This window comes from Arthrobacter sp. FX8 (assembly GCF_026723805.1).
GTDB lineage: Bacteria > Actinomycetota > Actinomycetes > Actinomycetales > Micrococcaceae > Arthrobacter.
Window position 1 is genome coordinate 3,218,794 of sequence record NZ_CP113505.1, and the last position, 22,369, is coordinate 3,241,162.

At 68.2% G+C, this 22,369-nt stretch carries 24 protein-coding genes; 8 read left to right on the top strand and 16 right to left on the bottom strand.

Going from position 1 to position 22,369, the window contains the following annotated elements; translation table 11 throughout:
• The first annotated feature begins 64 nt into the window (after nt 1-64).
• Genes OUO20_RS15065 through purM form a run of 3 tightly spaced genes read left to right on the top strand, consistent with a single transcriptional unit; the run spans nt 65 to nt 3,249 of the window.
• Complete coding sequence (locus OUO20_RS15065) at nt 65-379, top strand: hypothetical protein (protein ID WP_018772123.1); 315 nt, start codon at nt 65-67, stop codon at nt 377-379.
• 57 nt (nt 380-436) lie between these two features.
• On the top strand, nt 437-2,107 hold the full coding sequence (purF, locus tag OUO20_RS15070) for an amidophosphoribosyltransferase (RefSeq protein WP_018772124.1): 1,671 nt from the start codon (nt 437-439) through the stop codon (nt 2,105-2,107).
• Entirely contained in the window at nt 2,104-3,249 is a 1,146-nt protein-coding gene (gene purM, locus OUO20_RS15075; RefSeq protein ID WP_018772125.1) for a phosphoribosylformylglycinamidine cyclo-ligase, read from the top strand. Before purF ends, purM begins: the two co-directional genes overlap by 4 nt.
• Before the next feature lie 46 nt (nt 3,250-3,295).
• Here the strand turns inward: purM and OUO20_RS15080 are convergent, their stop codons facing one another.
• Both OUO20_RS15080 and OUO20_RS15085 read right to left on the bottom strand, forming a co-directional pair.
• Nucleotides 3,296-4,069 carry a VOC family protein gene (locus tag OUO20_RS15080; protein ID WP_268002066.1) on the bottom strand — a complete coding sequence of 258 codons (774 nt, stop codon included), beginning with the start codon at nt 4,067-4,069 and terminating at the stop codon, nt 3,296-3,298.
• Nucleotides 4,070-4,195: 126 nt separating this feature from the next.
• Entirely contained in the window at nt 4,196-4,429 is a 234-nt protein-coding gene (locus tag OUO20_RS15085) for a DUF3073 domain-containing protein (protein WP_018772127.1), read from the bottom strand.
• Nucleotides 4,430-4,701: 272 nt separating this feature from the next.
• Here OUO20_RS15085 and OUO20_RS15090 point away from each other — a divergent pair, with 272 nt between their 5' ends.
• Nucleotides 4,702-5,379, top strand: a complete 678-nt coding sequence (locus OUO20_RS15090) for a septum formation family protein (RefSeq protein ID WP_268002067.1) — start codon at nt 4,702-4,704, stop codon at nt 5,377-5,379.
• Nucleotides 5,380-5,425: 46 nt separating this feature from the next.
• On the opposite strand, the gene clpB is transcribed toward OUO20_RS15090, so the two are convergent.
• The 5 genes from clpB to OUO20_RS15115 form a co-directional block, all read right to left on the bottom strand.
• On the bottom strand, nt 5,426-8,068 hold the full coding sequence (gene clpB / locus OUO20_RS15095; protein WP_018772129.1) for an ATP-dependent chaperone ClpB: 2,643 nt from the start codon (nt 8,066-8,068) through the stop codon (nt 5,426-5,428).
• Nucleotides 8,069-8,229: 161 nt separating this feature from the next.
• The gene (locus OUO20_RS15100; RefSeq protein WP_268002068.1) at nt 8,230-9,315 is read right to left on the bottom strand and encodes a sulfate/molybdate ABC transporter ATP-binding protein; all 1,086 of its coding nucleotides are present in this window, start codon (nt 9,313-9,315) and stop codon (nt 8,230-8,232) included.
• A complete protein-coding gene (locus OUO20_RS15105; protein WP_268002069.1) occupies nt 9,312-10,172 on the bottom strand; it encodes an ABC transporter permease in 861 nt (286 codons plus the stop codon). Before OUO20_RS15105 ends, OUO20_RS15100 begins: the two co-directional genes overlap by 4 nt.
• A 38-nt stretch (nt 10,173-10,210) precedes the next feature.
• Entirely contained in the window at nt 10,211-11,113 is a 903-nt protein-coding gene (modA, locus tag OUO20_RS15110) for a molybdate ABC transporter substrate-binding protein (RefSeq protein WP_268002070.1), read from the bottom strand.
• On the bottom strand, nt 11,110-11,520 hold the full coding sequence (locus tag OUO20_RS15115; protein WP_268002071.1) for a TOBE domain-containing protein: 411 nt from the start codon (nt 11,518-11,520) through the stop codon (nt 11,110-11,112). The genes modA and OUO20_RS15115 overlap by 4 nt, the downstream gene beginning before the upstream one ends.
• 118 nt (nt 11,521-11,638) lie before the next feature.
• Between OUO20_RS15115 and OUO20_RS15120 the strand changes: the two genes are divergently transcribed.
• From OUO20_RS15120 to OUO20_RS15130, 3 genes are read left to right on the top strand one after another with little or no spacing between them, the layout of a single operon-like run.
• Nucleotides 11,639-12,508 carry a DUF4031 domain-containing protein gene (locus OUO20_RS15120; protein ID WP_268002072.1) on the top strand — a complete coding sequence of 290 codons (870 nt, stop codon included), beginning with the start codon at nt 11,639-11,641 and terminating at the stop codon, nt 12,506-12,508.
• Entirely contained in the window at nt 12,505-13,314 is an 810-nt protein-coding gene (locus OUO20_RS15125) for a 2-phosphosulfolactate phosphatase (protein WP_268002073.1), read from the top strand. Before OUO20_RS15120 ends, OUO20_RS15125 begins: the two co-directional genes overlap by 4 nt.
• Before the next feature lie 56 nt (nt 13,315-13,370).
• Nucleotides 13,371-13,754, top strand: a complete 384-nt coding sequence (locus tag OUO20_RS15130; protein WP_018772136.1) for a VOC family protein — start codon at nt 13,371-13,373, stop codon at nt 13,752-13,754.
• Here OUO20_RS15130 and OUO20_RS15135 read toward each other — a convergent pair.
• Together OUO20_RS15135 and OUO20_RS15140 are read right to left on the bottom strand one after the other, a co-directional pair.
• Nucleotides 13,751-14,167, bottom strand: coding sequence for a YccF domain-containing protein (locus OUO20_RS15135; protein WP_018772137.1), 417 nt, complete (start codon nt 14,165-14,167; stop codon nt 13,751-13,753). The genes OUO20_RS15130 and OUO20_RS15135 overlap by 4 nt on opposite strands.
• Before the next feature lie 84 nt (nt 14,168-14,251).
• Nucleotides 14,252-14,863: a phosphoribosylanthranilate isomerase gene (locus tag OUO20_RS15140; protein WP_268002074.1), complete on the bottom strand. Its 612-nt coding sequence runs from the start codon at nt 14,861-14,863 to the stop codon at nt 14,252-14,254.
• Between the two features lie 105 nt (nt 14,864-14,968).
• Between OUO20_RS15140 and OUO20_RS15145 the strand changes: the two genes are divergently transcribed.
• Entirely contained in the window at nt 14,969-15,538 is a 570-nt protein-coding gene (locus OUO20_RS15145) for a HutD/Ves family protein (protein ID WP_268002075.1), read from the top strand.
• On the opposite strand, the gene OUO20_RS15150 is transcribed toward OUO20_RS15145, so the two are convergent.
• The 7 genes from OUO20_RS15150 to OUO20_RS15180 all read right to left on the bottom strand — a co-directional run bounded on the left by OUO20_RS15150 (nt 15,522) and on the right by OUO20_RS15180 (nt 22,331).
• Nucleotides 15,522-16,796 (bottom strand): Gfo/Idh/MocA family protein, encoded by a 1,275-nt coding sequence (locus OUO20_RS15150; RefSeq protein WP_268002076.1) that lies wholly within the window; start codon nt 16,794-16,796, stop codon nt 15,522-15,524. The two genes, OUO20_RS15145 and OUO20_RS15150, sit on opposite strands and share 17 nt — an antisense overlap.
• Nucleotides 16,797-16,841: 45 nt before the next feature.
• On the bottom strand, nt 16,842-18,197 hold the full coding sequence (gene ggh / locus OUO20_RS15155) for a glucosylglycerate hydrolase (protein ID WP_268002077.1): 1,356 nt from the start codon (nt 18,195-18,197) through the stop codon (nt 16,842-16,844).
• Complete coding sequence (locus tag OUO20_RS15160; RefSeq protein WP_144600155.1) at nt 18,194-19,282, bottom strand: ABC transporter ATP-binding protein; 1,089 nt, start codon at nt 19,280-19,282, stop codon at nt 18,194-18,196. The genes ggh and OUO20_RS15160 overlap by 4 nt, the downstream gene beginning before the upstream one ends.
• A 23-nt stretch (nt 19,283-19,305) precedes the next feature.
• Entirely contained in the window at nt 19,306-20,190 is an 885-nt protein-coding gene (locus tag OUO20_RS15165; protein WP_144600154.1) for a carbohydrate ABC transporter permease, read from the bottom strand.
• Nucleotides 20,187-20,696: a carbohydrate ABC transporter permease gene (locus OUO20_RS15170; protein ID WP_268002078.1), complete on the bottom strand. Its 510-nt coding sequence runs from the start codon at nt 20,694-20,696 to the stop codon at nt 20,187-20,189. Before OUO20_RS15170 ends, OUO20_RS15165 begins: the two co-directional genes overlap by 4 nt.
• On the bottom strand, nt 20,687-20,974 hold the full coding sequence (locus tag OUO20_RS15175; RefSeq protein WP_268002079.1) for a hypothetical protein: 288 nt from the start codon (nt 20,972-20,974) through the stop codon (nt 20,687-20,689). The genes OUO20_RS15170 and OUO20_RS15175 overlap by 10 nt, the downstream gene beginning before the upstream one ends.
• A 124-nt stretch (nt 20,975-21,098) precedes the next feature.
• A complete protein-coding gene (locus OUO20_RS15180) occupies nt 21,099-22,331 on the bottom strand; it encodes an ABC transporter substrate-binding protein (RefSeq protein ID WP_268002080.1) in 1,233 nt (410 codons plus the stop codon).
• Between the last annotated feature and the right edge of the window lie 38 nt (nt 22,332-22,369).

The window sequence follows — 22,369 nt, forward strand, 5'->3', positions numbered from 1 at the left end:
GGGCGCTCAATGGCGGCGTACGCCCCGTTATGTCCCCAAAATCTCCGGCAGTACGCTTGATGGCATGGCTTTTGAAGAATCCGCTGCCGAGCGGCGCGAAGTAACCGTCCGCCGGGCACCCAAGTACGTTCCCTTCCTGGTCCTGGGTGCGCTGGTGGGTGTTGCTGCAGCCGCAGTGGTTGCCTACGCGGTACCGGGCGATGCAACGTTCGACCCCGGCGCTGTCTTCGGATTCTTCCTGGTGATGTTTGCCGCGTGCGGCGCAATCCTGGGCGCCGCACTGGCGCTGGTCCTGGACCGCCGCAGCCTGAAGCGGCAGGACCGGGCCGTCGTGGAGGCCGTTCCCGACTCGGAGCCGGACACCGATCCCCAGGCGTAGCAAGTCACAAACGGGCGGCCGGAAAAGTCATACCCCATATCGTGAGATAATCGACCAGTGGCACGCGGCGATGGAAAACTTTCCCATGATCTTCTCCCCGGCGAAAAAGGCCCGCAGGACGCTTGCGGCGTCTTCGGCGTCTGGGCCCCAGGCGAAGAGGTAGCAAAACTTACCTATTACGGGCTGTATGCACTGCAGCACCGCGGTCAGGAGTCGGCTGGCATAGCAACCAGCGACGGCAAGCGGATCAACGTCTACAAGGACATGGGCCTCGTGTCCCAGGTCTTCGACGAGACCACGCTGAACACCCTGACCGGGCACCTGGCCGTGGGCCACTGCCGCTACTCCACCACCGGCGCCAGCCACTGGGCCAATGCGCAGCCCACCCTTGGCGCCACCGCCACCGGCACGGTGGCCCTGGCACACAACGGCAACCTGACCAACACCGCCGAGCTCAATGCCATGATCACCGAACGCAACGGCGGCCACCTCACCGGCGAAATGAAGCAGGGCAACACCTCTGACACTGCCTTGGTCACCGCCCTGCTGGAGGGCGAGCCCGGCAAGACCCTGGAAGAAACCGCCACCGAACTCCTGCCCAAGATCAAGGGCGGCTTCTGCTTCGTGTTCATGGACGAGGGCACGCTCTACGCTGCACGTGACACCTTCGGCATCCGCCCGCTGGTCCTGGGCCGGCTGGAGCGCGGCTGGGTGGTTGCCTCCGAGCAGTCCGCCCTGGCCACCGTGGGCGCCAGCTTCATCCGGGAGATCGAGCCGGGCGAGTTCATTGCCATCGACGAGGAAGGCGTGCGGTCCAAGCGGTTCGCGGAGCCGACGCCGGCAGGTTGCGTTTTCGAGTACGTCTACCTCGCGCGCCCGGACGCGGCCATCGCCGGCCGCTCCGTGTACGAGTCCCGCGTGGAGATGGGCCGCCAGCTGGCCCGCGAAAACACGCAGCAGGCGGACATCGTCATCCCCGTGCCGGAATCCGGCACCCCCGCGGCTGTTGGCTACGCCGAAGAATCCGGCATCCCGTTCGCGCACGGCTTCGTCAAGAACTCCTACGTGGGCCGTACCTTCATCCAGCCCTCCCAGACCCTGCGCCAGCTGGGCATCCGACTCAAGCTCAACGCCCTTGAATCCGTGATCCGCGGCAAGCGTGTTGTGGTGGTGGATGATTCGATCGTCCGCGGCAACACCCAGCGCGCCATTGTGCGGATGCTCCGGGAGGCCGGCGCCGCCGCAGTGCACGTGAAGATTTCCTCCCCTCCTGTGCAGTGGCCGTGCTTCTATGGCATCGACTTCGCCTCCCGGGCCGAACTGATTGCCAACGGCGCCACCATTGAGGAGATCTCCCAAGCCATCGGCGCAGACTCGCTGGCCTACATCTCCGAGGACGGCATGATCGGTGCCACCCGCCAGCCGCGCGAACGCCTCTGCACCGCCTGCTTCACCGGCAAGTACCCCATCAAGCTCCCGGATGCGGACAAGCTGGGAAAGAACCTCCTGGAACGCACCGACCTGGGCGGCCTGAAGCCCTCCCCGTCCGCGCTTCCCGGCCAAACCGCCGCCCTGGCCGTTGACGCCACCGAGGACCCCGCTGAGAAGGCCGGGGCTACCGGCTGTGATCCGGGCCCGGACTCAGAATTCGAGAACCTGCTGACCGAAGCCGACCTTGTGCCCGACGTACCCGCCGCCACCAGCGCCGATAAGAAAGAGTCCGTATGACTTCCGTTAGCCCCGCCGCAAACAACTCCGGCATCACCTACGCCTCCGCAGGCGTGGACGTTGAAGCCGGGGACCGCGCCGTCGAGCTCATGAAGGATGCCGTCAAGGCAACCCACAACTCCTCGGTGATCGGCGGGGTGGGCGGCTTCGCCGGCCTTTACGACGTTTCCCGGCTGCTGACCTACAAGAGGCCGCTGCTGGCCACGTCCACCGACGGCGTGGGCACCAAGGTTGCCATCGCCCAGGCCATGGACATCCACGACACCATCGGGTTCGACCTTGTGGGCATGGTGGTGGATGACATCGTGGTGGTAGGCGCCGAGCCGCTCTACATGACCGACTACATCGCCTGCGGCAAGGTGGTCCCGGAACGCATCGCGGGCATTGTCCGCGGCATCGCGGCCGCCTGCTCCGTGGCCGGCACCGCCCTGGTGGGCGGCGAGACTGCCGAGCACCCGGGCCTGCTGGGCGAGCACGAATACGACGTTGCCGGCGCAGCCACCGGCGTGGTCGAGGCCGATGCCCTGCTGGGACCGGACCGCGTCCGTGCGGGCGACGTCGTGATCGGCATGGCCTCTTCCGGCCTCCACTCCAACGGCTACTCGCTGGTCCGCCGCGTCATCAACCACGCCGGCTGGGCCCTGGACCGCCAGGTGTCCGAACTGGGCCGCACCCTGGGTGAGGAACTCCTGGAACCCACCCGCGTCTACGCGGCCGATTGCCTGGACCTGGCCCGCACCTTCCCGGTCAGCGCCGAAGCGGCTGTTCACGGCTTCAGCCACGTCACCGGCGGCGGCCTGGCCGCCAACCTGGCCCGCGTCCTCCCCCAGGGCCTCGTGGCCACCGTGGACCGCGCCACCTGGGAACTGCCGGCCATCTTCAAGCTGGTCTCGGAGCTGGGCAACGTGCCTCTGGCGGACCTCGAGCGCACCCTGAACCTTGGCGTGGGCATGGTGGCCATCGTGTCGCCCCAAGCTGCCGACGCCGCCGTTGCCCGCCTGAACGACCGGGGCCTGCCGTCCTGGATCATGGGCACGGTCACCGAGGATTCGGACTCCATCCTGAAGTCCGGCCCGGATTACGTCCAGGGCGCCAAGGGCGTGGACGGCGGCGCTGTCCGCCTGGTCAACGCCTACGCCTAGCCAACTGCTGGAGGCTCCCCACTGCACGCGGTGGGGAGCCTCCACTTTAAGCGACCTGTATGAGGTTCAGCACACCGCCCTGCGGGTCCTCGATGGTGGCCAGTGATCCCACCGTGGGACGGTCATCCGGCTCCACCAGGACTTCGCCGCCTGCTGCCAGGGCGGCCGCTGCCGCCGCGGCAATATCTGCCGCGCCAAAGTAGATCTGCCAGTCCGCTTCCTCGCCTTCGTCGGCAGGAACGATGCCGGCCACCTCGCTGCCGTCGATGAGCAGCGTGCTGTAGCTGCCGCCGTCGTCCTGGGGGTACTCGGTGACTTCATGGCCGAAAAGCTGCTGGAAGAAGCCGATGGCGGCCTGCGGCTCGGGTGTAAAGAGCTCAGCCCAGGCCAAGGCGCCCGGCTCGTTGAAGAGCCGGCTGCCGAAGTGGGTACCCGCCTGCCAGATCCCGGTGGTTCCGCCGCCGGGAGGGGCCAAAAAGCCCAGCACCCCGGTGTCGCCCACCGTCTCAGGCCCGAACTGGGCGGTTCCGCCGGCATGGCCCGCTTCCTGGAGCAGGTCCGCGGCACCTGCGGCCGCAAAGTAGACGTTCCACTCGGCAGCGGTGCCGGCCTCAAGCTGCAAGGGATTTTGCGGCGCAATGGTGGCCACCAACTGCCCGCGGACAAAGGCCTGCGCGTAGCTGCGGCCGTCCGGAGTGGGGAAGTCCTGGTAGGTCCAGCCGAACAGGCGGGCGTAGAAATCTTTGGCGGCATCAACATCGGGGGTCTGGAGATCCGCCCAGCAGGGCTCGCCGCTGGCGTACGTGGTCCGAACAGTCATGCGGTCAGGTTACCAACCAAACACGGAAAGCCCGCTGCCCTGCCGGTAATTCGGTGGGGCAGCGGGCTCCATGACGTAGGCGGCGCCACAGCAGCCGGGCCGGGGGCCACAGCAGGCTTGCGACAACTAGCCGATGCGACGGTTGTCTACCTCGTCGTCATCGTCATCCAAATCATCCGCGTACTTATCCACATAAGCCGAATAGTCCGGTTCGACCGGTTCATTCGAGTAATGGCTCGTTGAACGACTTCCAGGGCCCGTCAGCTCACGCTGAAGTGCCGAGTAGTCAGTGTTCGGGGAGTAGTACTTAATGTCCCGAGCCTGCTTGGTAGCTTTTGCCTTTTGACGGCCGCGCCCCATGGCGTGACCCCCTTTTGTACTTGGACCGGAGGTGGTCACCTTGGCGATCGGTGAGGCCCCGGAATGTTTGGTCAATTTGTCGTACACCTAGATTACATGCTTTCGGCGGGCCCCGCTTGCCGCCCGGCGCCCCGGACGGCCGGGTGGGGTACCATGATGCACCTCCTCCCGCGGGATTCCGGCATTTTTCTTCGGTAGAGTCGCTTAAGAACTGCCGATTTTATCTGGCCGTTGGCGAGCCGTGGCACCAAAACCCAGGAGGATGCGCACCCGTGAACCACCAGGACATCCCGCCGAAACCCGCTTCGCCTCCGCGGACCGGAAGCCTGCCGAAGATCCACAGTGGGACCGGTTCAGCCCCCGCCCCGGAATCCGTTACCTGGTCCCAGCCGCGCCATGATCCTGCGCCGGAAAAACACACCAACAGGAAGCCTGCCCTGTGGAAGGCGTTTCTGGTCGTCGTTATCCTTGCCGTTGCCGGCTCACTGGTGTGGCTTGCCGTCTGGTTGAACTCATCGCCCGGCACCGATGCGGCAAAGAATGACGCACAGGGCGTGCTGCAAACCACGGTCACGCCGCCGGCCACTCCCCAACCCCTTCCCCGCGAAGGGGTCGCACCCCCGGCGTACGCACTGGGTGACTGCTTCAAGGATTTCGATCCCCAGGCCCTGACGTCCACGCTGGTGCCCTGCGATACGGGCCATTCGGCCCAGCTGGTGGCCACCTTGACATATCCGGAAAGCGCCAAGTACCCGGGGGCGGAGCCGCTCAAGGCCAAGGCACTGGAAGTCTGCCAGGCGGCGAAACTCGGCCCGGCGGCGAAAAACTTCCAGCTCAACTACCAGCGCAGCTTCCCCAGCAGCACCAGTTGGGAATCCGGCGACCGCAGGGTTGATTGCTACGTCACGGCAGACACCGGCGATGTGATTAACGCGAGCGTGCTGCCCTGACGGTCAGCCCGCCAGGGCAGCACGGCCCGCTTCAGAGGCCCTGCGGCTAGTCCTTCCGCCGCACCGACAGCCCGGAACTGGGGGCGCCCGTCAACGCGTCCACGTTGCCTTCGGTCAGTTCCCCAAAGTCCGGCGCGGTATCAACCAGGACGGTGTCGCCGTCGCTGATTTCACCGGCGAGGATGGACTTGGCCAGCCGGTCGCCGATCTCGCGCTGCACCAGGCGGCGCAGCGGCCGGGCGCCGTAGGCGGGGTCGTAGCCGGACAGCGCCAACCAGGCCTTGGCGCTGTCGGTCACATCGAGGGTGAGCCGGCGCTCGTGCAGCCTGCGGCCCAGTTCCGCCACGTGCAGTTCCACAATGTGCGCCAGCTCCTCCACCGTGAGGGCATCGAACAGCACCACTTCATCGAGCCGGTTGAGGAACTCCGGCTTGAAGGACGCGTTCACCGTGGCCATGACCGCATTGCGCTTGGCCTCGGCGTCCAGCGTCTGGTCCACCAGGAACTGGCTGCCCAGGTTGGAGGTGAGCACCAGGATCACGTTGCGGAAGTCCACGGTGCGGCCCTGCCCGTCGGTGAGGCGGCCGTCGTCGAGCACCTGCAGGAGGATGTCGAACACCTCGGGGTGCGCCTTCTCCACTTCGTCCAGCAGCACCACCGAGTAGGGACGACGGCGCACGGCCTCGGTCAGCTGCCCGCCTTCCTCGTAGCCCACGTATCCCGGAGGCGCCCCGACCAGCCGGGCGACGCTGTGCTTCTCGCCGTACTCGGACATGTCGATCCGCACCATGGCGCGTTCGTCGTCGAACAGGAAGTCCGCCAGGGCCTTGGCCAGCTCGGTCTTGCCTACGCCGGTGGGGCCCAGGAACAGGAAGGAACCCGTGGGCCGGTTGGGGTCACTGATGCCCGCCCTGGCGCGCCGGACGGCGTCTGAGACTGCGGCTACAGCCTTGCCCTGGCCGATGAGGCGCTTGCCGAGCTCCTCCTCCATGTGCAGCAGCTTCTGGCTTTCCCCTTGCAGCATGCGGCCGGCCGGGATGCCGGTCCACGCGGAAATGACCTCCGCGATGTCTTCTGCCGTCACTTCCTCCGCCACCATCTGCGCGGACTTGTCCGTCACGGCGGCCTCCGCTTCGGCAGCGGCGTTCAGCTCGCGTTCCAGCGCCGGAATTTCCCCGTAGAGGATCCGCGAGGCGGTCTCCAGATCACCCTCGCGCTGGGCCTTGTCCGCGGCGGACCGCAGCTCATCGAGCTTGGCCTTCAGGTCACCCACCCGGTTCAGGCCGGCCTTTTCAGCCTCCCAGCGGGCGTTGAGCGCGGAGAGCTCCTCCTCCTTGTCCGCCTTGTCGGCCCGGAGCGCAGCCAGCCGCTCCACGGAGGCAGCGTCGGTCTCGCCCTCCAGCGCGAGCTCCTCCATGGTGAGCCGGTCCACCTGGCGCCGCAGCTGGTCGATCTCCTCCGGGGCGGAGTCGATCTCCATGCGCAGCCGGGACGCGGCCTCGTCCACCAGGTCGATGGCCTTGTCCGGCAGCTGGCGGCCCGAAATGTAGCGGTTGGACAGCGTGGCTGCCGCCACCAGCGCGGAGTCGGCGATGGAGACCTTGTGGTGCGCCTCGTAGCGCTCCTTCAGGCCACGGAGGATGCCGATGGTGTCCTCCACGCTGGGCTCGCCAACGTACACCTGCTGGAAGCGGCGTTCCAGGGCTGCGTCCTTCTCGATGTTCTCCCGGTACTCGTCCAGCGTCGTGGCACCGATCAGCCGCAGCTCGCCACGGGCCAGCATGGGCTTGAGCATGTTGCCGGCGTCCATGGAGGAATCGCCGGTGGCGCCGGCGCCCACCACGGTGTGGATCTCGTCGATGAAGGTGACAATCTGGCCGTCTGAGCCCTTGATCTCCTCCAGGACCGCCTTCAGCCGCTCCTCGAATTCGCCGCGGTACTTGGCGCCGGCCACCATGGAGCCGAGGTCAAGGGAGATGAGGGTCTTGCCCCGCAGGCTCTCCGGGACGTCGCCGGCCACCATCCGCTGGGCCAGGCCTTCCACCACCGCGGTCTTGCCCACGCCGGGTTCGCCGATGAGCACCGGGTTGTTCTTGGTGCGGCGGGACAGGACCTGGACAACGCGCCGGATTTCGGCGTCCCGGCCGATCACGGGGTCCAGCTTGCCGGCGCGGGCCATGGCGGTGAGGTCGGTGCCGTACTTCTCGAGCGCCTGGAAGGTGTTCTCGGGGTCCGGGCTGTCCACCTTGCGGTCGCCGCGGACGCCCGGCAGGGCGGCGAGAAGTGCCTCGCGGGAGGCGCCGGCGTCGCGCAGCAGGCGGGCGGCGGCATCGTTGCCGGTGGAGAGGCCCACCAGGAGCACCTCGGTGGAGACAAAGCTGTCGCCCAGACGGTCCGCTTCCTCCTTGGCGTGCTGGATGGCCTGCAGTGCGGGCCGGGACAGCTGCGCCTGCTGGCTGGAGCCGCCCGACGTGGCGGGCAGTGCCTTGATGGCACTGCTGGCCTGGACGCTGACGGCATCGGGATCGGCGCCGGTTGCGCGAAGCAGCGCGACGGCGACGCCCTCACGCTGGTCCATCAGCGCCTTGAGGAGGTGGGCCGGTTCCACCTGGGGGTTGCCGGCCGTCGAGGCGTTCATTGCCGCGGCGGAAAGAGCCTCCTGGCTCTTGGTGGTGAATTTGACGTCCAAAGAGAGCTCCTTTCGGGGGCTTGTTGACTAAGTTGAGTCTACTACGCTCAACTTTGGACGGCGACGTCCACTAGCCATGTTTGCCCACGGCGAAACGGCTGTCCAGAGCCGGAGGTCCCGCCGGGCCTGCTTGGACAATCGGCTGCCGGGACATACTCCGCCTAGGTCCCGTACACGGACACGGCCGCAGCCTTGACCACGAAGTGCACCGTCATGCCGGGGACAAGGCCCAGGTCGGCGGAGGCGGCAGGGGTGATGTCCGCGGCCAGGCCGCCGGCCCGGACGCGGATCTGGTCGCCGTGCGGCTCGAGGTCCGTGATGGTGACGGCAAACGAGTTCCGCGGGCTGCCGTGCGCATCGTCGAGGAACACGGAAACGGCCGACGGCGGGAACACGGCGACGCCGGGACCGCCCGCCCTGGGCAGCGGGCCAGGCTCCCCGGACGCCGCGGCGGGGACGGCTTCCTCGTCGTGGCCGGCAATCCGCAGGCCGTGGCTGGTCCGCACCCCCGCCCCGTCGAGGATGCCCGGAATGAAGTTCAGCCCGGCGAGCCCGGCGGCAAAGGAGCTGCGCGGCCGCTCCAGCACCGCCCGGGTGGGGCCTTCCTCCGCGATCCGGCCGTTTTCCAGGATGACCACCCGGTCCGCGAGCACCAGCGCGTCCAGTACGTCGTGGGTCACGATGATGGCCTGCCGGCCTGCGAGGACGCGCTTGAACAGGCGGCGCAGCAGCGGCGCGGAGTGGATATCCAGGGCTGCCAGCGGCTCGTCGAGCAGGAGGAGGGCGGGGTCGGCGGCGAGCGCACGGGCCACGGCCACGCGCTGGGCCTGGCCGCCGGACAGCTGGGCGGGACGCCGCCCGGCCAGTTCTCCGGCCTCCACCTCGGCCAGCCAGTGCAGCGCCTGCTCCTCCGCATTCCGCTTGGAAACTCCGGCGCTGCGGGGCCCGAACGAGACATTGTCCAGGGCATTCAGGTGGGGGAAGAGCAGCGGTTCCTGGGCCAGCAGGGCGGTGCCGCGGCGGTGCGGAGCCGCCCACGTACGTTTTCCGCCGTCGAGGTCAAAGAGGGTCCTGCCGTTGAGTTTGGCCCGCCCGCTGTCCGGCCGCAGGAGGCCCGCGATGCCGGCCAGCAGGGTTGATTTACCGGCACCGTTGGGCCCCATGACGGCCACGGTTTCGCCCGGTCGGACGCTCAGGGCCACGTCGAAGCTGCGCCCGGCCACCACTGCGTGGAAGGACAATGTCACCGGACACCCCCTCCTGCCGGGGCCGGCGCCGTCGTCCTTTTGCCTGACCCGGAACGGCCCGGTGCCGGGCGCCGGTATGCAAGGGCAACCACCGCCACGGCGACGGCCACGAGTACCAGGGACAGGGCGACGGCGGCGTCCGGGTCCGTTTCGCGCTGCAGGTAGATTTCCAGCGGCAGGGTCCGCGTCACCCCCTGCAGGCTGCCCGCGAACGTCAGCGTGGCGCCGAACTCGCCCAGGCTCCGCGCGAAGGCGAGGACCGCGCCGGACGCCAGCCCCGGGAGCACCAGCGGAAGCGTGACGCGACGGAACACCGTGCCGGGGCGTGCGCCCAGCGTCGCCGCCACCGCCTCATACCGGGAGCCCGAGGTGCGCAGGGCACCCTCAAGGCTCACCACCAGGAACGGCAGGGCCACGAACGTCTGCGCCAGGACCACCGCGGTGGTTGAGAATGCGATCTGCAGGCCGAGCACGTTGAGCGCCTGCCCCAGCAGCCCCTGCCGGCCGAACGTGTAGAGCAGCGCGATGCCGCCCACCACAGGAGGAAGGACCAGCGGCAGGAGCACCAGCGAGCGCAGCAGCCCCTGCAGGCGGAAGGTGTCCCGGGCAAGGACCAGGGCCAGCGGTACGCCCAGCACAATGCACAGCAGGGTGCTGGCGGCCGAGGTCCGCAGGCTCAGCCCCAGCGCGGTCAGCGACGGCCCGGAGGTCACCAGCGGGAGGAACCGCGGCCAGTCCACGCGGAGCACCATCGCCAGCAGCGGAAGCACGACGACGACGGCGGCCAGGACGGCCAGCACGCGGACCCAGCCGGGGATGCCGGAGTAGGCCGGACTTGGGGTGCGTCGCCGCACCATGGGCAGAAAGGGCTGCCGACTGCCTGCCTGCTCCCGGGTCACTTGACGCTTCCGTCACCGATTCCGGCCGGCCCAAACCCCGCTGCAGCGAGGACGCGCCGGCCTTCCGGACCGGTGACCAGGTCCAGGAAAGCCCGTGCGGCGGCCTTGTTCCGGCCGCCGGCGACGCCGGCGATCGGGTAGGTGTTGACCGCACTCCCTGATTCCGGGAACTGGATCCCGGCCACCTTGGACCCGGCGGCCTTGATGTCCGTGCCGTAGACCAGCCCGGCGTCGGCTTCCCCGGAGGCCACCTTGCCCAGGACGTCCGTGACCGCGTTCTCCTCGCTGACCGGATTCAGCGCCACTCCGGCCGCCTCCGCGGCCGTGGCCGCGGCAGTCCCGCAGGGAACCTGCCTTGCGCAGGTGACCAGTTTGAGGCCCGGCCGGGCAAGGTCCTTCAGTGCGGTGATTCCTGCCGGGTTGCCCGGCGCTACTGCGATGGCGAGGGTGTTGGTGGCGAAGTTCCTGGCGGCGCCGTCCACCAGCCCGGCGTCCTCCACCTTCTTCATGTTGGCCAGGTCAGCCGGCGCGAAGACGTCCGCCGGCGCCCCCTGGCTGATCTGGCTGGCCAGGTCCGAGGACCCTGCAAAGCTCAGGGCAACCGTGGTGCCGGGGTTTTCCGCCTCGAAGGTGCGGGCGAGTTCGGTGAAGGTGCCTTTGAGGGAGGCGGCCGCGAAAACGGTGATGGTGCCTTCCGGCTTGGCGCCTGAGCCGGCTGCGCTGTTACCTGCGCTGTTGCCCGCGCTGTTGTCCTCGCCAGGGCCTGTGCCCAGGGCCGCTCCGCCCGCAGCGCAGCCGGTGAGGACGGCCAGCAGCAGCACGGCGGCCGGCAGGACAGCAAGGGAAAGGAGCCGCGCCAGGGAGGCGGACACCGCGGTACGCGTGGAGGTCCGGGTCATGCGGTGGCCCTGCCCTTCGGGGATTCGATGATGACCGTTGTTGCCTTGACCACCGCCGTGGCCACCGAGCCCGGTTCCAGGCCCAGTTCCCGCACGGCCTCGCTGCTCATCAGCGAGACCACCCGGAACGGCCCGCACTGCAGTTCCACCTGTGCCATCACCTTGTCCGTGATGACGTTGGTGACCAGGCCCACGAACCGGTTCCGGGCGGAGCTGCTCCCGCTCTTGGGGTCATCGGGCAGCTGGGCCAGCTTTTGCGCATGCGTGGCCAGCTCGAGTCCATCGACGGCGAGCCGGCCGGAACCGTCCCGGAGCGGGGTAAGTGTTCCATGCTCCGTCCAGCGGCGGACGGTATCGTCACTTACGCCCAGGAGACGGGCAGCCTCAGAAACGCGGATAAGGGTCATTCCCTGATTCTAGTCCGCAGATGCGGATTATGCCTCCGCTTCTGGGAGCATATGCAAAATGACTGCGTGCCCCGTGGCTGCGCGTCCCCTGCCCGAAGGGCGGCACTAGACTCCTTCCATGGCCATCTACATCGACCCGCCGCTGTGGCCTGCACACGGAACACATTTCTCGCACCTGGTCTCGGACTCTTCGCTGGATGAGCTGCATGCGTTCGCAGCTGCCGCGGGGATCCCGGAGCGGGCGTTCGACGGCGACCATTACGATGTGCCGGAACGCCGCATTGAGGAGCTGGTGGCGGCAGGCGCGGTCCGGGTGGAGGGCAGGGTGCTGGTCCGCAAACTGATCGCCAGCGGGCTCCGGATCCCGGCACGCCGGCGGAACAAGTCGCTGAAGGTCCCACTGCTGACCCGCTGGGAAGCCATCATGCCGGGCCGTGACGCACTCTTCCTGGACCTGCTGGACCGATGGAGCGAACCACACCGCCATTACCACGGCTGCACCCACCTGCTCTCCGTCCTGGAGGCACTGGACCTGCTCACCGAACCGGGCGAGGCGCCGCGGACCGTGCTGCTGGCGGCCTGGTTCCACGATGCCGTGTACCGCGGCGCGGCGGGCAGGGACGAGGAGGAGTCCGCCCGGCTGGCGGAAAGCCGACTGGCCGGGACCGGGCTGCCGCCGGACGAGGTGGCGGAAGTGGCGCGGCTGGTCCGGCTCACGTCGGACCACCAGCCCGAACCAGGGGACCACGACGGCGCCCTCCTCTGCGACGCGGACCTCTCGGTCCTCGGCGGCGATCCTGAGGAATACGCCCGCTACCTTGCCGCTGTCCGCAAAGACTACGCGCACATCGGTGACGCCGACTTCGCAGCCGGCAGGGCCGCCGTCGTGCGCCACCTGCTGGAACTGGACCCGCTCTTCCACCACCCGCGGGCCCGGGAACTATGGCAGGACGCCGCGCACCTGAACCTGAAAGGTGAACTGGCATGAACGCCCCGGGCTCCGGTTCACGGCACACGCACTCCGCCAATGCCGCGCACCGCCAGCTTCCGTTCACGGTCAGGCTGGACTGGGGCCTTGATGGAGCCGGGACCGTGGCGTCCGGCGCCGACATTGCGGTGGTGGTGGATGTCTTTTCCTTCAGCACCTGCGTCAGTGTGGCGCTGGACCGCGGCGCGGAGGTGTTTCCCTACCCGTGGCGGGACACCAGCGCCGAAGACTTCGCCGCCTACCACCAGGCGCAGCTGGCCGGCCCGCGCGGCGGTGGCGGGCTGAGCCTCTCCCCCGCAAGCCTCCGCGCGGCAGAAGCCCTGGGAAAAGTGGTCCTGCCCTCCCCCAACGGGTCGGAACTCTGCCACGCGCTGGCCGGGGACGTACCGCTGGTGGCCGCAGTGTGCCTCCGGAACGCCGCAGCCACGGCCGACTGGGTGGCGGCGAACCTTCCGGAGGACGCGGTACTGGCGGTGGTTGCTGCCGGGGAGCGCTGGCCGGACGGCACGCTGCGGCCTGCGGTGGAGGACCAGATCGGGGCGGGCGCGTTCATCGCCGGGCTGGCGGCCGCCGGCAGGGGCGGCTACGAAGCCGGGGACGGCAGGCACGGCTACGCGCCGGAGGCGGTAGCTGCCATGGCCGTTTTCGAAGCCGCCGAACCTCGGCTGCGTGAGATGCTCCAGTTGTGTTCCAGCGGCCGCGAGTTGACCGGGGCCGGCTACCCAGAGGACGTGGACATCGCCGCGGAACTGGACCAAAGCGATTCGGTGGCCCTCCTGCGCAACGGGGCGTTCCGGCCGCTCTAAGGGGCTGCGGCTTCCACGGGTTTACGGATGCCGGAACCGGATGCAAAACTGCACGGATGAGCCTGCGCATCCAAGCCCTTGCCATTGATTCCACCGACCCCCGGGTTCCTGCTGCCTTTTGGGAAAAAGCGCTTGGCTGGCGCCGCACCCATGAAGAGGACGACGAGATCGTGCTGGAGCCGCCGGCAGGCAGCGCCGGGGACGGCGTGTTGCCGGACCTGCTTTTCCTCAGGGTCCCGGAGCAGAAGGAACTCAAGAACCGCCTTCACCTGGACCTTCGCCCGGAGGACCAGGACGCGGAGGTGGCCAGGCTGGAAGAGCTGGGCGCCCGGCAAATCTCGGTGGGACAGGGGGCAGCGGCAACCTGGGTTGTCATGGCTGATCCCGACGGCAACGAGTTCTGCGTGCTGCGGGCGATGCGCCCGGACGGATCCGCCTAGCGGTGGCGGCTGACGGGGTAGTTGCTCACAAACGGCGCATTGGTGGGCACGATCTGCTTGCCCAGCGGCATAAGGGATACCGGGATGAGCTTGAGGTTGGCGATGGCCAGCGGGATCCCGATGATGGTCACGGCCATGGCGAACGCGGTCACCACGTGGCCGATGGCGATCCAGATGCCGGCCACGAGCAGCCAGATCACGTTGCCCAGCAGCGAGAAGACACCGGTGCCGCCGGGCTTGTCCACCACCATCCGGCCGAACGGCCACAACGTGTAGGCGGCGATCCGGAACGAGGCGATGCCCCAGGGGATGGTGACGATCAGCAGGCAGCAGACCACGCCCGCGAGGAAATAGCCCAGGGCCAGCCACAGGCCGCCGAAAACCAGCCAGATGATGTTCAGAAGTGTCTTCATGCACCCATTCTGCCCCCAGCCCCTGCCACGCGGCGCTGGGGGACTCCCCTGATCCTGCCCTGATCCCCGGCCGGGCTGCGGCGCCTACACCGTGGCGGCCGACTTTGCGGCGTGGACAAAGGCGCGGATCTTGGCAGGGTCCTTCACGCCCCGGGATGCCTCCACGCCTGAGGAAACATCCACTCCCCAGGCATGCGCGGCCGCTGATGCCTGGCCAACATTGGCAGCGTCCAGTCCGCCGGCGAGCAGCCAGTTCCGTCCCTGCAGCACCGGCAGGTCCGCCACGGAGGCGTAGTCCCAGGATTCCCCTGAGCCCGGCACCGCGGCGTCAATCAGGAGCAGGTCCTCGCCCCAGTCGTCGAACTCATCCTGGGCGGCACCCATGGTGACGGCCCTGACCAGCTTCATGCCGGCGTCGTGCACTGTTGCCACGTCCGCACGCGACCGCTGGCCGTGCAACTGGATCCATTCCAGGCCTGCGGCCCGGGCAATGGCGATGGCGTCCGCCACGGGCTCATCCCGGAAGACCCCGATCGGGGAAACACCCTTGGGGACCCCTGACAGCAGGGAGGCCACCTGCGACGGCGAGACAACGCGGGGGCTTGCGGTGAGGACGAACCCCACGGCGTCCGCGCCGGCATCCACCGCTTCACGCACCGATTCGGGCGTGCTGAGACCACACACTTTAACGAACATTCCCGGCTCCTTCAGGCTGTTTTCGTGATGACCCCCCGCAGGAGAGTAGCAGGGACAGGGTACGGGCTGCGACGCGTGACCACCGCAGCGAACTAGGCTGGGCTGATGCAGATCATCCGCTTCGCTGAACTCAAGGCCGAACCATGGCGCAACGGCGGCGGGGTGACCAGGGAAATCGCCCGCCAGGGCGCGGCCGACGGCGGCTGGGACTGGCGTGTGAGCATCGCAGACGTGGCCAAGGCCGGGGACTTCTCCGCGTTCCCCGGCATGGAGCGGGTCCTGACGGTCGTCGAGGGGGAATTGCTGCTGCTCACCGTGGACGGGGCGGAACAGCCCCTGGAGAAGTACCGTCCCTTCAGGTTCGACGGCGGCGCCGCCACCGTGGCCAAACTGCCCACCGGGGACATCCGGGACCTGAACGTCATCACGCGAACGGCCGCCTTCAAGGGCTACACGTCCATCATCGAGCTGTCCAAGAAGCGCGCCCACCCAGTGTTTGAGGGCCAGCTTGCGGTGCTGCTGCAGGGGCAGGCGACGGTCAGGGACAGCGGCACCGAGCCGCTGGAGCTGGGCAGGTACGACGCCGTGGTGGGTTCCGACGCCGACTCGCCCGAGGTCCTGGGCCGCGGCTTCCTGGCCGTGGTGTCGCTCGATCCGGTTACAGCCGGGAACTGAACCCTTCCACCGGTACCACGGCGCCCCTCCGGCGCGCCTCCTCAGCCGCGAAAACCACCGCATGGCTGACCAATGACTCCTCCAGCCCCGACACCACTCCGGACCAGTCACCGCCGGCCAGGGCAGCGACCCAGGCCTGCACGAGTCCCCGGTCGCCGCCTTCATGCTTTTCGCCGGGCACCGTGGGGTCAGCGGCGGGGGCGGGGTAGGCGGTGGTGGTCCCGGTCAGGAAGTCATGGACCGAGATGCTGCCTGCCTCGACGGAGATTTCTCCGTGGCTCCCGAAGATCCTGGTGCGGCGCGGGCCTGCGGCGGTGAAGGCCGTGGCGGTGAAGGCGGCGGTGGTGCCGTCCTCGTAGTCGATGTTCACCACCTGGTGGTCCACCACGTCGTTGCCTCCTGAGTAGACGCACCGCCCGTAGGGCCCCGTTGCCAACGCCTTCCACAGCGATTCCGGTGTGCCGCCCGGGTCCACCACGTCGGCAAAATAGGCCCTGCCGGGGTCCGCAGGGGCACCGTCCGCCGGCCGGCCCGGCCCGTAGATTCGCAGGGCCGAATAGGGGCAGCGGGCTTCCGCCGGGCAGTCCGTGCAGCGCCCTGACGCGCCTTCCGGCGCTTCCTCCGGCCGGAAATGCGACAGCCTGCCAAAGGAGGACACCCGAAGGGGCCGGCTTCCAATGATGAAGGAGAGCCAGTCGACGTCGTGCGTGCACTTGGCCAGCAGGAAGGGGCTGGACTCTGCCTCACGCCGCCAGTTCCCGCGGACGTAGGAGTGCGCGAAATGCCAGAAGCCCACGGGTTCCAGGTGCTGGACGGAGATGACCCGGCCCACTGCCCCGGCGGAGAGAAGTTGCCGCAGCAGGGTGGTCAGCGGCGTGTAGCGCAGGACGTGGCAGACGGCTGCCCTGATTCCCGATTCCTGCTGCAGGCGCGCCAGCTCCGCGCAGCCGGCAGGGTCGGGCGCGATGGGCTTCTCCAGGAGGACCGGGTAGCCGTGGGCTGCGGCGGCCGCAAACGGCCTTCCGTGGTCGCGGTCCGGGGTGGCAATGATGATGCCGTCGGCAGGCAGCCGGGTGCGGAGCATGGCCTGCCAGTCCTCGAAGACACGCTCCGCCGGCACGTGGAGCTCCGCCGCGATGGCTTCGCGCAGGTGCCGTCGCGGCTCCGCGATCCCCACCACGGCGGCCCGGCCGGTGTCCACGGCAAGACGGGCATAGGCGGAACCCCGTGCACCGGCGCCGGCAATGAGGAGGCGCACCGGTGGTGCGGTTACTGGAAGGGACGACGGCGGCGCCTCCACGGGTCAGCCGGCGTCAGGATCGGCGAGCCATTCCAGGGCAACGGCCGCCGTCCAGGACTGGTCCATGCTGCCAAGCGGCTCGCCGGTAAACGGTTCGTAGTACTCGGCGAAGTGGCCCTCCATCAGCTGGGCAAGGGAAGCGTCCCGCAGCCGCAGGTACCGTTCCCCGTCACCGCGCCTGCGCAGGCAGCCCGCCAGGAACCAGTTCATCACCGGCCAGACCGGTCCGCGCCAGTACTGCCGGGGTTTGAGGCCCTCATAGGTGGTGGAGGTTGATGCCGGCAGCGGGAAGGCCAGGCGCGGGTCGCCGGTCCAGTCCGGTCCTTCGAAGATGTCCAGCTGCCGCCGCAACAGGGAGTCATCCGCCGTGGAGATGAGCGGCGCGAACCCGGCCATCGTGGGCAACCCGATCCATTCACCGGCCAGCACATCGCGGTCCCGCGCCAGCCCGGTTTGGTCATCCACGGTGGCGTCCACGCCCTCCCGGAACTCCTCCGCCCACTCCCGCAACCGGGCCACATCCCCGCGCAGGCCGATGTGTTCAGCCAACACGGCCAGGTCCTCGTTGGCCGCGGCGAAGATCGCCGACATGAAGACGTCCTTGACCTGGAAGTCCATCACTTCCGGCAGACGGGCGTCGTCAAACCGGACGCCGGCCATCTGCTGCACCAGCCAGAGGTAGCGGCTGTATTCCTCGTCGCTGGGCCGCTGGCTCCGGTCGGTGACCTTTTGCGTGTCCGTCCGGACAAAGGGCTCCATCGGCCCGGGATGGACCCTGGAGTATGGTCCGTCGAACCGCGGCGAGTTATCCATGCCGGACTCCCAGCCATGGTAGATCGTGAGCAGGCCCGAGCCGTCGCCACCGCGGCTGGTGCGCAGCCACGCATGCCAGCGGATCCACTGGGGCAGCGTCCGCCGGGTGAACTCTTCGGCGAGCCGGGCGTCCTCGCCGCCCGCCGCCGTCGCGCGCTCCACGATGCGGCGCAGCAGCGTCGCGTGGACGGGCGGCTGGCAGATGCCGCTGGACTGCACCCCCTCGGGCGATGCTCCGCGCGTTCCCCACCGCTCCACGTCCGGGAAGTAGCCGGGGACGTCGGAGAACACGATGTGCGGAATCATCCCGCTTTTCCACTGCGCCGCGAGAAGGTAGTCCAGCTCCTGCAGCGCCCGGGCCACGCTCACCGTGGACAGGCCGGTGGCCACGAAGGCCGCGTCCCAGCTCCACATGTGCGGGTAGAGATTCGGCGCGGCGGTGACCATGGTGCCCAGGTCATTGGCGGCCAGGACATCCCTGGCCCGCTGCCTCATGTCCGCCAGGTCCCGAAGCGGAAAACCAGTCGCGTCCGCTTCGGCGCTCACGCCGTCAGCCCCAACTGGGTTTCCGTGTCGAAAAAGCGGAGGGCGCTTTGCTCGAAACGCAGTCCCACCGTGTCCCCCGCCGAAACCCGCGCTGTTGAGGGAACCTGGACCTTGACGGTCTGCCCACCCAGGTCCACTGTCAGCAAGGTGGCGTGTCCGAGCGGTTCCACCACCTCCACGGCCGCATCCAGGGAACCCTCCGCGCCCCGCTGCTCCAGCGAAATGTTCTCGGCCCGGATGCCCACCATGACCGCCGTGCCGCCGGTACGGGCCGCTGCCCGGGCCAGGAATTCGGGCGCCGCGATGCTCTGGCCGCCCACTTCCAGGCCTCCTTGCGGGGTGATCCGGCCGTCCAGGAAATTCATGGGCGGGGATCCGATGAAACCGCCCACAAAGCGGTCGGCCGGCTCCTCGTACACCGTGATCGGGTGGCCGAGCTGGGCGATCTGGCCCTTCTTCATCACCGCCACCCGGTCCGAGAGGCTCATCGCCTCCACCTGGTCGTGGGTGACGTACAGCGTGGTGGAACCCAGCTGCTGGACGATCTTCTTCAACTCGGCGCGGAAGTCGAGGCGAAGAAGGGCATCCAGGTTGGACAGGGGCTCATCCATCAGCAGCACATCGGCGTCCATGACGATGGCCCGGGCCACGGCGACACGCTGCCGCTGGCCGCCGGAGAGGTTGGCGGGGTAGCGGTCCAGGTACGGGCTCAGCTGCAGCAGGTCCGCCGCCCATTCCACCTTCCGCTCCAGCTCTTCCCGGGGGACCTTCTTCATCATCAGCCCGAACGCGATGTTGGTGCGGACGTTCCGGTGCGGGAAGACGGCGTAGGACTGGAAGACCATGGACAGGTTGCGGTCCTGCGGGGGCAGGTAGGTCACGTCCCTCCCGCCGATGGAGATGCTGCCCTGGTCCGGGAAGTCCAGGCCCGCCACCATGCGCAGCAGGGTGGTCTTCCCGCAGCCGGAGGGTCCCAGCAGCACCATGAACTCGCCCTCGGCAACCTCGAGGGAGACGTTGTTCGTGGCCAGCTCGGTGCTGCCCGGGTAGGTCTTGTGCAGACCCTTGATGGAGATGTCAGCCATGGGACGGCCTCTCTGGGACGCAATCAGCGGATGGTGGAGCCCCACATGTTGGTGAGGTAGCGGCGCATGAAGAAGATGAAGACCAGTGCCGGGACCACCAGCAGGAAGCCGCCGGCGAAGCGGTAGGCAAGTGGCGATTCGGCGAGGGAGCTGAGGACCTGGGCGGGGAGGGTGCGCTGGTTCAGGGTCAGGATCGACGCGCCCAGGACCTCGTTCCAGGACATGACGAACGTGAAGATCGAGGCCGCCGCGATGCCGGGTATGGCCATGGGCAGCACCACTTTGAGGAAGGCCTGCACCGGGCTGCAGCCGAAGATCCGCGCCGCTTCCTCCACGTCCCGCGGAACACCGAGGAACACCGAGGCCGTAATCAGGATGGTGGTGGGCAGGGCCAGCGCCGAGTGGAGCAGGACGACGGCGAGCGCGCTGTCGTACAGCCCCGTCTGCAGGAAGAGCTGGGCCAGCGGCACGGACAGCACCACGATCGGCAGGGCGCGGGTGAACAGCAGGAAGAGCTGGTACGGCTCCCTGCCCCGGAAGGCAAAGCGCGCCACGGCGTATCCTGCCGGAACGCCGATGAGCAGCGACAGCACAAGCGTGAACACGCCCACCTGGACGGAGTTGATGAGGCCGCCCAGGATGCCGGTGGACTGCAGGAATGTCTGCATGGTCTCGGTGGAGAAGTTGTCAGGGATGAAGCTGAGCGGGAACTTCTGCAGCGATTGCCGGCTGGACATCGCGGCCAGGGCGATCAGGTAGATGGGCAGTGCCATGAAGAGCGTGATCAGGATGCAGGCCACCTGGAGGAGCACCCGGTTGCGGCGCTGCCGGGCCAGGGGCCGGCGGTCCACCTCGGGTTCGGGCCGGTCGGCACCGGCAGTGGTCCTGGCCGTCGTTGCATGGCTCATCGCGCCGCCTCCGTCTGGTCCCTCAGGAGTTTCAGGTAGCCCACGGCCGTGACCATGGAGACGAACATGACCACCAGCGCCAGCGCCGATGCCACGTTGGGATCCTGCAGGCCTGTGTACCAGCGGTAGGTCTCGCCCACCACCAGCGGAAAGTTCTGGCCGGTGAGGGCAAGGGCAACGGCGAATGTCTGGAAGGCCAGGATGGTCCTCAGGATCAACGCTGTTTGCAGGCTGGGACGCAGCAGCGGCAGGGTCACGTGCCACAGCCGGTTCCAGAAGCTGGCCCCGAAGACCCCGGCGGCTTCCTCGTAATCCTTGGGAATGGACTGCAGGCCGGCCACGACAATCACGAACACCAGCGACGTGGCACGCCACACCTCCGCAATGAGCACCGCCGCGAACATGGAGGGGTAGTTGTCATAGGCGAGCCAGGAGACGGGCTGCTGGCCCATGGATGCAAGGAGCGAGTTGAGGTAGCCGCGGTCCGTGAAGACCGTCAGCCACACCAGGCCGGCGGCGAGGTCGCTGACCGCGAGCGGGATGGCCCAGATGTAGAAGTAGGCAGACGCCCCCGGGGCTTGGCCCGGATCAGCAGGGCCATCGCCAGGGCGAGGACGAACTGGATGGGGATCATCACCACGATGAGCAGGAGGGTGTTGCCCACCGAGGACCAGAAGTACGGGTCCTGGGACATCCGGGTAAAGTTCGCCGTCGTCAAGCCTTCGGGGCCGCCGAATGCCTGCAGGACGCCGCTGACCATCGGCCAGCCAAAGAGCAGCGTCATGAACACGATCGACGGGGCAATCAGGAGCAGGGCCGCGGAGCTTCCCTCCTCCTGGGGGCACGGACCTTGGGCCCCGCAGGGGGAACGTGCGGCCTGGCTGCCGCCGGCGCGTCCGGTGCGGCCATCACGCGACCTTGCAGGGGGATGTCTTGGGATCCGGCGCCCAGCACGGGACGTTGAGGGTGTCCATGATCTTGGCCAGTTCCGCGCCCTGCTTGTCCAGCGTGGCCTTGACGTCCGAGTTGTTCAGGCAGATCTCCTGGAAGCAGTTCTTGAACAGCTGGGAGACCTGGGGGTCCTTGTCGCCCAGGCCCACGGGCGGCAGGGCGAGCAGGGCGTCGGAAGCCTCCTGCTGCGCCTTGACGGCCTTCGCTTCAAGGGCGATGCCGCCTGGCAGGTCGCCGCCGATGTCCGTCTTCACCACAGGGAAGAATGCGTTGGATTTCAGTGTCTCGATCTGCGCCTCGGGCTTGGACAGGGCCTTGATGAGCTCAAAGGCTTTGTCCTTCTCGGGGGAACCCTTCGGCACTGCCATGCCACCCACGATCAGGAGGTAGCCCCTGCCCTTGGGCCCGGACGGGGCCGGAACCATCTGCCAGTCGTCCGGCTTGTCCTTGACGGCCGTGATGAGGCGCGCCACGTGGTCCCAGGCCACCAGGACCTCGCCGTTGGCCAGCGGCTCCTGCATGAAGTCGTAGTTGGTGGACGCCGGATTCGTGTTGGCCCAAAGCTCGCGCATGTACGTCCAGGCGCTGACGGCGTCCTGGTTGCGGAAGGTGGTGATTTGCCCGCCCGTGAAGCTGGGCAGCAGGAAGCCCTGGTAGAAGCGGTGGTGGAGTCCCTTGGGGCCGGCGGGAAGGCCGAAGACGGGCCGGCCGTTGGCGTCCTTGGCCGCCTTGGCCCACGCAAGGTACTGGTCGTAGGTGAGCTTGTTGACGTCAGCTCCCGACGGCAGCCACTGCAGCGCCTTCTTGTTGATGGCCAGCACGTAGGTGGCCTGGATCCAGGGGATGTACCGGGGGACGTCGGTGCCCAGCTTGGCCAGCTCGGTCACATCCTTGGAGTAGCCCGCCGAGGAGAGGTCGTTCATGAGCGAGCTGAGATCCTCAAGCTGCGAGGCGAAGGGGGCCAGGTCACCGTGCAGTCCGCCTGCGATTCCCACCTCGACTTTCCCCGCTGCCAGCTGGGATTTCAGCGTGGTGTTGAATACGCCCGTGTCAACGGGGTTGTAGGCCACGCTGATGTCCCCCGCGAATTTCTTGAGCGTGGCCTCGTACTTCTGGCGTTCCTCCACCGGGGAGAACTGCGTGGAGAGGAAGCTGACCGAACCCTTGCCTCCGCTCCCGCTGGTATTCACCCCGCAGGCTGCAAGGACCGGACCGGCCGCCAAAACCG